The 12,700-nt window shown below is 34.8% G+C and carries 7 protein-coding genes; 3 read left to right on the forward strand and 4 right to left on the reverse strand.

What is annotated here, in order from left to right:
- Positions 1-2,142 (forward strand): fatty acid oxidation complex subunit alpha FadJ, encoded by a 2,142-nt coding sequence (fadJ, locus tag GQR87_RS08135; RefSeq protein WP_158968259.1) that lies wholly within the window; start codon positions 1-3, stop codon positions 2,140-2,142.
- A 432-nt stretch (positions 2,143-2,574) separates the two neighbouring features.
- Here fadJ and GQR87_RS22155 read toward each other — a convergent pair whose 3' ends face one another.
- The 3 genes from GQR87_RS22155 to GQR87_RS08145 form a co-directional block, all read right to left on the reverse strand.
- A complete protein-coding gene (locus GQR87_RS22155) occupies positions 2,575-2,736 on the reverse strand; it encodes a hypothetical protein (RefSeq protein WP_199271705.1) in 162 nt (53 codons plus the stop codon).
- A 314-nt stretch (positions 2,737-3,050) separates the two neighbouring features.
- Positions 3,051-7,562 (reverse strand): EAL domain-containing protein, encoded by a 4,512-nt coding sequence (locus GQR87_RS08140; RefSeq protein ID WP_158968261.1) that lies wholly within the window; start codon positions 7,560-7,562, stop codon positions 3,051-3,053.
- Between the two features lie 206 nt (positions 7,563-7,768).
- Entirely contained in the window at positions 7,769-10,471 is a 2,703-nt protein-coding gene (locus GQR87_RS08145; protein ID WP_158968263.1) for an insulinase family protein, read from the reverse strand.
- Positions 10,472-10,645: 174 nt separating this feature from the next.
- On the opposite strand from GQR87_RS08145, the gene sixA reads away from it, so the two are divergent.
- Positions 10,646-11,122 carry a phosphohistidine phosphatase SixA gene (gene sixA / locus GQR87_RS08150; RefSeq protein WP_158968266.1) on the forward strand — a complete coding sequence of 159 codons (477 nt, stop codon included), beginning with the start codon at positions 10,646-10,648 and terminating at the stop codon, positions 11,120-11,122.
- A 43-nt stretch (positions 11,123-11,165) separates the two neighbouring features.
- A complete protein-coding gene (locus GQR87_RS08155) occupies positions 11,166-11,366 on the forward strand; it encodes a hypothetical protein (protein ID WP_233267431.1) in 201 nt (66 codons plus the stop codon).
- A 19-nt stretch (positions 11,367-11,385) separates the two neighbouring features.
- Here the strand turns inward: GQR87_RS08155 and GQR87_RS08160 are convergent, their stop codons facing one another.
- Positions 11,386-12,678 (reverse strand): HlyC/CorC family transporter, encoded by a 1,293-nt coding sequence (locus tag GQR87_RS08160; protein ID WP_158968268.1) that lies wholly within the window; start codon positions 12,676-12,678, stop codon positions 11,386-11,388.
- Positions 12,679-12,700 lie beyond the last annotated feature (22 nt).

The following is a 12,700-nucleotide window of genomic DNA, read 5'->3' on the forward strand; positions in this document are numbered from 1 at the left end:
ATGACAACTATTGATAATACACAAACTGCCAGCGCCTTTACCTTAGATGTTCGAGATGATGGTGTAGCCATTCTGACCATCAATGTAATTGGTGAAACCATGAATACTTTGAAAGTGGAATTTGCTGAACAAATAGATTCTGTACTGAAACAAATACAAGCTGATTCTAGTATTAAAGGGGTGGTGTTAATCAGTGGCAAAGATAATTCTTTTGTGGCGGGCGCTGATATTAGCATGCTTGATGCTTGTCAAACGGCAGAAGATGCAACCAATATTGCAAAGGGCGGGCAAGATATGTTTCAACGTATCGAAAATATGCCAGTCACTTTTGTTGCTGCTATTCATGGTCCAGCCTTAGGCGGGGGGTTAGAGTTAGCATTGGCGTGTCACTATCGTGTATGTTCAGATGATGCGAGAACTCAGTTAGGTTTGCCTGAAGTGCAATTAGGTTTATTACCAGGCAGCGGTGGTACCCAAAGATTACCTAAATTGATCAGTATTCAACAAGCTATGAAGATGATGTTGACAGGTGCTTCTGTTAGAGCCAAGCAAGCACAAAAATACGGTATTGTGGATGACATGGTACCACAATCCATTTTGCTTGAGGTAGCCATTGAAATGGCGAAGAAACCTAAGCCTAGTAGAAAAGGACCAAAATTAGATCTGATGGGGAAGTTTTTAGAAAAAACGCCTTTTGGTCGCAACATTATGTTTAATCAGGCTCGTAAACAAACAGCCAGTAAAACTCAGGGTAATTATCCTTCTCCCGAACTTATTATTGATTGTATCGAAACAGGTATAAACAATGGGATAAATAAAGGATTAGTAGTAGAAGCTAAACATTTTGGTAACTTGGTTATGAGTCCTGAATCTGAATCATTACGAAGTCTATTTTTTGCTACTACTGACATGAAAAAAGAAAACGGTATTGAAGGTGTGCAGTCTGCCCCTTTAACTAAAATAGGGATCTTAGGTGGTGGCCTTATGGGCGGCGGTATCGCTTATGTTACAGCGGTTAAAGCTGGGTTACCGGCTCGAATTAAAGATATTCGTGCTGAGGGTATTTCTAATGCAATTAAATACAGTTACGACATTCAAAATAAAAAAGTTAAACGACGTTTTATTAAAAAGTCTGAAATGCAGAAACAGTTATCTTTATTAACAGGTACTTTGGATTATTCTGGTTTAACAGATGCAGATGTGGTGATAGAGGCTGTTTTTGAAAACCTTGAATTGAAGCAACAAATGGTAGAAGAAGTTGAAAATAACTGTGCAGAACACACTATTTTTGCTTCTAATACGTCTTCAATTCCTATTGCTCAAATTGCTGAAAAAGCAAAACGTCCTGAGCAAATTATTGGTTTACATTATTTCTCGCCAGTAGATAAAATGCCATTAGCGGAAGTAATTGCCCATGATAAAACGTCAGATTTGACTATTTCAACGATTGTTGAATTAGCCAAAAAACAAGGTAAAACCCCCATTGTAGTAAAAGATGGCGCTGGTTTTTATGTTAATCGTATTCTCGCCCCTTATGTGAATGAAGCTGCAGAAATACTATTGGCTGGTGAGCCTATTGAAAATATTGACAAAGCATTAGTAAAATTTGGCTTTCCTGTAGGGCCAATTAAGTTATTAGATGAAGTAGGGATAGATGTAGGTACCAAAATTGGCCCTATACTTGAAGCACAATTTGGTGACAGATTTTCATCAAATTCAAACTTTGATAAAGTGTTAGCCGATGATCGAAAGGGTAAGAAAAACAAACGAGGCTTCTATGATTATGCTGGAAAAAATCCAGGAAAAGAAGTCGATCAATCCATCTACACAGTGTTAGGCATCACAGCAACTAACCAGTTAAGTAGAGAACAAATTTCTGAACGCTGTGTATTACTAATGTTAAATGAAGCCGCAAGATGTTTAGATGAAGGCGTCATTAGGAATGCCAGAGATGGCGATATTGGCGCTATTTTTGGCATTGGTTTCCCACCGTTCTTAGGGGGCCCATTCCGTTACATGCATACTTTAGGGATTTCTCATTTAATAGCCAGATTAGAACATTATCAAGCATTGTTAGGTGATAAGTTTAAACCTGCAGAATGTTTACAACAAATGAAAGCTGAAGAAAAAACTTTCTATTAAATAATTATTTCGTATACCAAGCTGGGCAGGTTTATACCTTTTCCCAGCTTTTTTTTATTTGTGAAAAGAGTAGAATCACTGAGTAACTACCGATTGGTTGTTTGGATATAGCATATGGCTATGAATGGGGTCTAAATTAATCGCAGAGGTGGAAAGTGTTTTTTATATTAAGTTCGATATTTTTTAGTGTTTTGTACTACGTACAATCTTATAAAACTGGATTAACTGCTAAGAAGTGGGCAATGGCTGGGTTAGTTTTTGGCCCTCTGATATATCCCTTATTTAAGTCCAGACAAAGATTTAAATTACTACATTCTAGAGGTGGAGAGAGTGTTTTATTTCAGGTCTAAAAAGAAAAAAGAGCTTCCCTCTCTTTTTTATCTTTGTTAAATAATCATTGCTCAGAAAGCTTTGATGTAATTTTTTGTTTTTTTAGAACCTAATGCTACGAGCTCTAATTCCACTTTTTGTAGTAGCTGTAGATTTAGCAGTACTTGCTTGAGTTTTAGTAGGAGCTTGTACGCTTTCTTCGGCTTTAACTGCTACTGGTGTTGTTGTGGCTAGTACCATTGCTACTGCATAAGCTTTTAACATCGTTTACTTCCTCTTAAATTTAAATTATTGACGTTTATTTTTGTTTGCCGACATTATTTTGTCGGTCAACATAGTAGTAGCTTAAAGCGTGCCAACTTTGGATAAATAAACAATAATTTACAATTTTTTAACATTGAAGCAGTAAAAATAAGGTTAAAAAACAACACTATGAAAGTTTAATGAAGTTTTAAATATTTATCACCAACAATTAGCCGTTTCATTCTTGGGGTTAATTAGTTACCTTTGAGAAAAGCGGTAAGTGCTTGCCGGTTTAGGATAAATTTGACGCTATGAGGGAAAGTTAGCTCCCAAGTCTAGATATTAACGTTTTGGATAATTTTTTTTAATTGATGATTTTCTTTAAGCAAACTTTCAAATCGGCCTGCATTTAAAGGTTTACTGTATAGGTAACCTTGCAACATCTCGCATTTAAAACTACGTAATATTGCTAACTGACTTTCATCTTCGACTCCTTCGGCCACCACCTTTAAACCTAAATTATGGGCTATGGTGATGATTGATTGAGTCATATACCTATCTTCAGAGGCTTTAGCTATGTCATCAATAAAGGCTTTATCAATCTTTAACGTATTGATTGGAAAGCGTTTTAGATATGCTAATGAGGAGTAACCAGTACCAAAGTCATCTAATGCTAGATGGATCCCTCGTTCCCTGAGTCTTTGCATCATAGTTAAAGCACTATCCGGGTTTTGCATTAATGTGCCTTCTGTTATTTCACACTCAAGATGAAGAGGTGATAGACCCACTTGTTGCAGTATGCTCATTATTTTTTCATCAAGATCAGGGATTTCGAATTGCCTTGCCGAAATATTGACGGCTACTCGGCCGGTAAATAATCCAGCATCAACCCATTTTTTCGTGTGTTCACATGCTTTGCGTAATACTACTTCCCCTATGTCAATTATTTGACCCGTCTCTTCAGCTAAAGGTATAAATTGAGCTGGACTTACAATTCCTTTATCAGGGTGTTCATATCGTACTAATGCTTCCATACTCACCAAGTTACCACTAGCGATATCTACCTTGGGTTGATAAAATACGGTAAACAAGTCTTCTTTTAACCCATGACGAATAAGATTTTCAATTTGTAGTTGTCGAACGGCATTCTGATTCATTTCGCCACTAAAGAATTGATATTTATTACCGCCGGCATTTTTTGCGAAATACATAGCAGTGTCAGCATTTTTCAATAATTCGTGGGATGTACTGCCGTCCTCAGGCGAGAAAACTATGCCTAGGCTAGCACCTAGTACAAATTCTTGTTTATTGATAATAAAAGGACGCGCCATACCGTCTAATATGGTTTGTGCAAAATGAGTTATTTTGTGAATATCAGTAGTATTATCGATTAAAACACTGAATTCATCGCCACCTAACCGATAAACAGTAGAAGTGGTACCAGCCATTTTTTGTAATCGTTTAGCGATTTGTTTTATTAAAATATCACCTGTTTGATGGCCTAAAGAATCATTGATTTTCTTAAAGTTATCCATATCTAAACAAATTAAAGCGTGATGAGTATTTCTTCTTACTATATTCGAATGGTTCGCCAAGAAGAATGACCGGTTAGGTAATTCAGTTAATGGGTCGGTATTCGATAGTTTTAGTAACTCTTTTTCTGTTTCTTTACGAGCGGTTATATCTGAAAATACCCCTACGTAATGACTGATCTTGCCATCCTCGTCGGTAATCGCATCTATGTTTAATTCCATCTCGTATTTTTTGCCATCTGTTCGACGAGACTCGACTTCCCCAAACCAATTTCCTTTTTGTTGCAGTGCTTTTTTTACCTCTTCGGTAAATGCACCTGGGTATTGGTGAAAACTTAGATAACTAACAAGGGCCTGTTCACGAGTTTCTCCAGTGTACTTGCAATACGAGTTATTTACCGAAATGAACCTAAAATTAGTATCGGTAATAAATACGCCGTCTGAGATAGTTTCGATAGAGCGTTTAAACAGTTTTAGTTGTTCTTCGGCGACTTTTAAGTGACTAATGTTTTTTAACGTACCTGTCATTCGTTGAGGTTGATGATTATTATCTCTGGCAACCACTTTTCCTCTATCTAGTACCCATAACCATTCGCCTTTATAGGTTTTTGCTCTATAGCTCACTTCATAATGTTCTGATTTGTCTTTAAGGTGTGTATTTAAGGACTCTTGAACTCTTTGTATATCATTAGGGTGAATATTCGCTTCATATGAACTATTAACCCTAATGTCATCCTGTGGAAAGTCTAAGGTACCCCAAGTATTTGAACGGAAAACTTGCCCTTGGTATATATCCCAATCCCATAGTTCGTCACCACTACTCCAAAGAGTGAGTTTTAATCTTTCTTCATTTTCTAAAATGGATTGACGAATAGCATTTCTATTTCGAATTTGTTTAAGAAAGTATAAAAGTAAAATTATTGAAATGATGCCATAAAGCAATAAAGCATTTTTTTGTAACCAGAAAGGAGGGGCTATTTTGATTTTTACAGATTTAGCATTAGACCATTGGGATAAGGGAGCTTTACTTTGCACGGTAAATTCGTAACTGCCAAAATCAAGATTTGAAAAGTGCGCATAACGAGGTGATTCAGACACAGTTTCAATCCATTTATCCGATAAACCCTTTAATTTATATCTATATTTAATGGCTTCAGGAGTTAGTGGATTGACTTGAGCAAATTTGAAACTCAACATATTAGATTCATAAGGGAGATTTATTTCATCTAATTTATTAATCACTGTTTGGATAGGGCTTTTCTCAGAGTGTATGCTCACTGGTAGATTAAATATTCTCAATTGGGTAATGATGGGAGACTTACTGTTACTCATTTTATTTGAATTTTGTAATTGTGCAGCAACAGATAATTTATTTGGGTCAAACATAATAAAACCGTTTGTGCCTCCAAATAAAATTTGGCCGTCATGAGTTAATAATCCAACCCCTTCATTCAATTCATTAAAATCTAGCATTTCAGGGGCTATATTTTGTAGTACTTGGTTGGTTTCTAATGAAATTTCATCGATGCCGTTATTTGTATACGAAAGCCATAAACTCTCACCGTGTACAACCGAGTTCATGACTTGGTTACTGCTTAATCCTGTATCTGTATTTAATTCGAGAATAATTTCATAACTTTCTTTATCAATTTTAATCAGACCATGTATTAATGATGAAAGCCAAAATGCCTGTTCGGTTTCAATCACTTTACTAAAGTATCTCTCATCACTATTTCGTCTATTCAGCAGTAAACGACTGATCTCTCCAGTATTAATATTGTAATGAATGATGCCAACATTTGTCACAAACCAAATATTATTTTGGCTATCTAAAAATAGCGGGGTAACAGAGTTAATACTTTTGTTTGATAGGGATATTGAATGAATGTTAAATGTGTCTACATCGACCCATTTTAGGGTGTTTTCGTTTGATTGTAGCCATATTTTCCCTTTGAAAAATTTGACTTGAAGCATATTTTCATCAAGTAATAGGGTTTTGACTAACTCTAACTTTTCATTGTTTGTCTGTTTAAAAACAAATATTCCACCAGAACTGGCGAGCCAAATTTTTTCGCTGTTGTCTATGGCAATAGACCATATATGGTGCTTGAAGTTTGTTAAATACTTTTTGAACGTAACACTTTTTGGATCAAACACATTAATCCCATCAGTTTGTGTCGCAAGCCAAATTTTGCCTTGTTGATCTTCTTTTATTCCCCAAATTAAATTTCCTGACAGGGAATTAGGATTGTTCGGTGAACTTTTAAACAGTTTTATTTTATTCTCTTGTGGGGTGTATTTATAGATACCACCAGAATATGTACCTAGCCAAATAGTATTTTGGGAGTCAATAAACAATCTAAAAAAATGGCTACTTTCTAAGCCAAAATTTATGTTGTTTTGATCATTATATGTGGTGAGTAAGTTTTTATCAGTATCTAAAATACTTATACCTGTAGTGGTACCAAGCCAAACTTTATTTTCACTATCTTGAATAATGCTACGAACTTCTTGTCCTGCAATTTGTGGAGAGCTTGAAGTGTTTAAAGTCGTTATATTAGCTGAATCATGCTCTAGAATATAAACGCCATTTTCGGTGCCTAACCAGTATTCTTCATTTATTTTTTCGATATCAAATAAATAATTAGCGTCTAAATGGATATTCCAAGGATTAGATTCTTTTAGGTTGTAGAGTGTATTTGATTTGTGTTCTAGTAAAAAAATACCATGGCCAAGACTGCCTATCCAAGTTTTGTCATGTTCACTGAGAATAAATTTGATCTCTTTAGGTAAGCTTTCACCACCCACAATAAAGGGTAAAAATTTCTTAGAGTGTTGATCAAATAAGTATAGATTTTCGTCAGTTGCAACCAATAATTCTCCATCACGATTAATTGCTAAGGTATATATTTCGTTACTTTTTAAATTACTATTATTTTTGTTATAAACAGTAAAGTCGTCCCTTAAATCATTATATTTGGCTAAGCCATTAACGGTCGCAACCCATAAATTTCCTTGATTATCCAACTGCAGTTTTTTTATAAAACCAGCTGGAAGTGGATTGGAATTTAAATTGGAAGAGGAATAATTCTTAAACTCATAACCGTCAAAACGACTTAATCCTTCGAAAGTAGAGAACCAAATAAAGCCATCATTGTCTTCAACAATATCGGTAACTGTGTTTTGAATTAAATTGTGAGATTTATTGTAATTAATAAATACATTACTTGCGCCATAAGTTTTAAGGGAGATCCCAAAAACTAAGAGTAAACAGGTCACGCATAAAAACTTGTTAATTATTTTACGAATATGCACATTTCACCTAGGGGTAGTATATCTACCTTATTATTGTTATTTATTGGGCAGCGTATCCGTATCGCTTTTATTAAATATGCCTAATTTGACGTCTACCTACAAGGGCAAATCGAATTTAAATATATTGTTTGGACTATATTTCTGCAAATTTAGCTGATTTTTGCACTATTTGTTCAATTTAAATTAATGTTTTATAGGTTTTAAAATTAATAAGTTAAATAGCAACAGCGTGATTTAAACTCCCTTGGATCATCTTGAGATTCAGCTCCCTCGATTATTGCCGCATTTAAATCACTATTATGTAGAATTATTTCACCAAACCCATCTCTATTGACTAGTTTACTTAAAAATTTTTTCAATGATGCCATATCTAAATCTGAGATAATTTGAACCATTTTATCTGTTTGTGAAAAGTTATAATCTTTGTTGCCAATTGCCATCCAAAAACGTCGACTCTTCATACTCAAACTGCTGTCTTTTTCAGTGATTTGTTTAATAACCCCTTGTTTTAAGGACTGCCAAATATCTTTGTATTGATCAATTTGAGCCATTATTTTCTCTAAAAAATTATAAATTGCTAATATTAATTGAGGTACTTCTGTATGAGGGGATTGAATATAAAAGGCTAGGCCTGGGTGTGAGTTATAGGGGATATATCCACTGCCTACTAAATAGCCTAATTGTTGCTCTGTACGTATCTCATTGAAAAAGGGAGAAGCGACAAGTTGTTCTGTCAAAATAGTTAATGCAACTGTTTCTGGACTTGGATCAGGAGCTTGAAAATAAATAACTACTGCAGGTTCTTGATGTTGGTATTGTACCTTATGGGTAATGGTTGGTTGTTGCCGGATATCCGCTACGCCTCTATTTACTTTTGCTCCAATCGAGTGATTATTTCTAAATTCTTTAATTTTATGGCTAATATTTGTTGCTTCACTTTGATTCCAATTGCCGTACATTAATCCTTCAAGATGAAATTGGCTCAATAATTTTATCTTGGTTTGGTAGATATCTTCAGGCGCCATATTTTGCAATACTTTGGCCATATCTAGCGGCAAATAATTATGTTGTTGCATTAATACTGCCAGTCTTGAGAATAAACTATTTATTGGCTTATTCAGTAGGGCATTGGATAAGCCAGCCAATTGTCGATTTTTGATTTGCTTAAAGCTCTGGGTAAAGTCTTCATGAAATACTATCTGGGTGAGTAATTTGCTACAGAATGCTAATTGGTTGCCACTAAATCCATTTGTTTGTAGAGAAAAACCACCTTGATGTGGGTAGAAATGAAAATTCATTCCTGCTAATTCAGCTTGATAGTATCGTTTATTGAGTTTTTCGTTTAGTAGACCAATCCATAAGCGTTTTGCACTAACAAGTTCAATACCTTCATTAACTGCTGCACAATCAAAGGTTAAAAAACAATCTCCTTTGGGTTGTTTGAATTTATTATCTTGTCCATACCAAAGGTTTAGCCCTGTTTGTTGAACAATTGGCTTAGGAACATCAAAAGTTATATGGTTAGATTGAATTTTTGGCTGCTCAATAATAAATGGATTTGGTTGAGCTAAATTAAATTTGAAATCTAGGTCAAAAGTTGTGTAAGCGCCTAGTGTCTTTTTATCAATTTTTTCTACTTGATAGGGTGTGTGATACCAGTTTGCTATTTGTGAGGTACTTACATCGGGGTGAATGAGTTTAATGCGCATATGTTCAGGTTTAAACAACTCTAACAACTTGATAGGTAAATTGGGTCGTATATCGTCTATAACGAAATCACCTGCCAGCACATATTCTTCGCTATATTCAAACATAGATTGACTTATATGAAGTGCTTGGTCGATGGGCTTTTCTGGTTCAGAATAATCCCATTCTTGCTGCTTGATTGTGGCTAATTCTTTAATTCGCCATAACTCAATTCCATTCTTTTTAATCATATCTATGAATGAAAATAATGCATTTATTATATCTGTTATGTATTGAATGCCTTGTTCTGTTAGCTGGATGTTGATATTAAAATCTCTAAAATTTTTCCCTTCAATTCCACCTCCAGCATTTAAACTCGTGGCCCATCCTTTATTTTTTAAAAATTCTAATAGACTATTTTCACCTTCGTCACCTAACAAATGGCTTAGAATGCTTAAAGGTTTACTTCTAAAATGTACTTTAGGATTAGGGAGTGCAAAACTGATTATTAATCGCTGGGCTTTTTGTAAAGGTTTTATACTGATTTTTATCGCTAAATTTTCTGTTAAATAAAGAGGAGGGAATTTTTGACTAGGTAAATTACAAGTGTTTTTCCAGCTTGCAAACCCTTGCATAATTATATCTTTCCGCAAATCCAGATCGGTTGGACTAATCCAACATAAACAAATATTTTGTGGTTGATAAAATTGTTGATGCAATTTTTGTAATTTATTTTTTAATTGTTTGGCACTAAAGCTAGAAAAGGTGTGTTTGTTGCCTACTGAAAATTTACTAAAAGGATGTAGAGGGTTACACGTTTCTTTATGTACCTGATATAAGCGTCTTATTTCATCTTTTTGTTTTAGACTAAATTCAGCGTCAATGGCCTTAATCTCCTCACTGATCAATGATTCTGCAAAAATCGGGGAGGTTGTCATGGAATATAAACGCTTAATGGCTTGTACTTCAGTTTCTTTCGTTGAGTCTAAAAAGTAACTGGTATATTCGGTACCAGTTAACGCATTAATGTGTCCTCCCATAGAGGACAAGTAAGTTACAAATTCATTAGGTTCGACAAAAGTGTTATTACCTAAAAATAACATATGTTCTAATAGGTGACTTAATCCATGACAGTCGTCAGGGTCGTTGAAGTGCCCTGAATTGACACTTAATGCACATGCACTTTTTTCGTAATTAACATCTTGGATTAAAAATATCCGCATTCCATTGTCTAAATTTAGGTATTTAAACTGGCGATTATCATAGATGCTTTTTAACAAAATAATTTTTCCGCTATATGCTAGATACCTCAAGCATAAACTAAATTTCACTTGCTGAGGATTTTTAACCTATTTTCTTGCTATATTACTGTTACCAAAACAAATTTCACGAAATTTATGAAATTAATTATCATGCGTCACGGGGAAGCGGACACATTTGGCTTAAAAGATAGTCAAAGATGCTTAACTCCTAATGGTATTCAACAAGCTAAAGTCGCTGGCAACTGGCTTAGTCAGTATGTGGGTAAAGATCGATTAATTGATTTAGCCATTGTTAGTTCTTTTCAAAGAGCACAACAGTCATATCAAGAGGTTAGTCATTCTATTAACTGTGTTCGTGAAGAAACTTCTGAAGATGTAATCCCTAGTGCTGATCCTAAGTTAGCACATGATTATATTGATACTTTACTTGCACAAAATAGTCATCTAGAACATATCTTGGTGGTCACACATATGCCATTTGTGTGTTATTTTTTGCAAGATATTACAACAAACCAATGTGCGATGTTATTTGATACATCTAGTATTGTGGTGGTTGATTATAATGTAGAGCAGCAAATGGGCGTGGTGGAAACAATTTACCATCCCCAATAAAGCTTGTTAAAAAGCCATTTATTTTCTTTAGAAATGCAATATATTGGCCGATAAGTTTGTTATGACGACAAAAAGTTTACCTGCCCATTTACAACAAGTGCTTAAGCATCATGTTGAAAAATCGCAACTGACTCATGATGATGAGCTTCAGAGTATTATTGATCGCCTAAGTAATTTGAACGATAAAGTTGAAATTTTAAAAAATAAAATAAAATTAAATCGTGAGAAAAAACAGCAAATATAACTTTGTTTTTGCTAAGTGTTTATTCGGTTGATTCAACTTCTGTTTGACGATAAAACTCAGGCATGACCCTGATTGTTTTGACCATGTTATCTTTCATTTCGACTATTTCAATTGGGTAACCTGCCAATCGTAAACTGATATTGGCGTCAGGGATATCTTCAAGATATTCTAGAATCAGACCATTCAGTGTTTTAGGACCTTCAGTAGGAAAGTTCCAATCTAATTCTTTGTTTAATTCTCGTATATTGGCACTGCCATCAATTAAAACACTGCCATCTTGTTGTAAATTAGCTTCTTTGCTGTGATCGGGTAAAAAGCTAGTGGTGAAATCACCTATAATTTCTTCCAAGATATCTTCTAATGTGACTAACCCTTGAATATCGCCGTATTCATCTACCACTAAACCAATACGTTCTTTTGCTGCTTGAAATTTATACATCAGGGTGTGTAGTGGTGTCGATTCAGGTGTAAAATAGATTTCTCGAACGGCTCTTAACAAACTGGCTTTAGTGAACTGATCTTTTGATAAAAGTCTTAACGCATCACGTACATGGACAAAACCTACAGCATCATCAATGCTGTCGCGAAATAGTAATACTCGAGTATGTTGAGAATTTACTAGCTGTTTTTGAATATCTTTCCATTCGTCATTAATATCAATTGCCACTATATCACTACGAGGCACCATGATGTCTTCGGCTGTCACTTTTTCTAAATCTAATATGCCAACTAACATATCTTGGTGTTTTTGCGGAATTAAGGCGCCGGCTTCATGCACTACCGTTCTTAATTCTTCTCTGCTTAAATTTTTACCCTCATCATTCACAGGATTAATGCGAAATATTGCTAATAAACCATTACAAATGCCATTAACTAAAAAAACCAAAGGATAAAGTACAAACATTAAAGGCAATAGCACAAATGAACTAGGGAAGGATATTTTTTCAGGGTACAGGGCGGCTAACGTTTTAGGTGTCACCTCAGCGAATATTAAGATGACCAAAGTTAGCCCAATATTAGCGATTAATAGGCCCCATACATCTCCAAATAGTCGCTGGCATAAAATAGTTGCAATAGAGGCAGCGGCTATGTTGACCAGATTATTACCAATTAAGATCAAGCCAATTAGTCGGTCAGGTCTTTTTAATAATTTTTGAACTCGAATTGCACCCTTATGCCCCTCATTTTCTAAGTGTTTGAGTCGATATTTATTAATCGACATCATGCCTGTTTCAGAACTAGAAAAATAAGCGGAGAGTAGAATTAGAACACCAAGGAGAATAAATAAACTACTGCTGGCGATGTTGTCCAATTATGGAAATCCTATGATAAAA

Origin of the sequence: Paraglaciecola sp. L3A3, from assembly GCF_009796765.1 — a bacterium.
Lineage (GTDB): Bacteria > Pseudomonadota > Gammaproteobacteria > Enterobacterales > Alteromonadaceae > Paraglaciecola.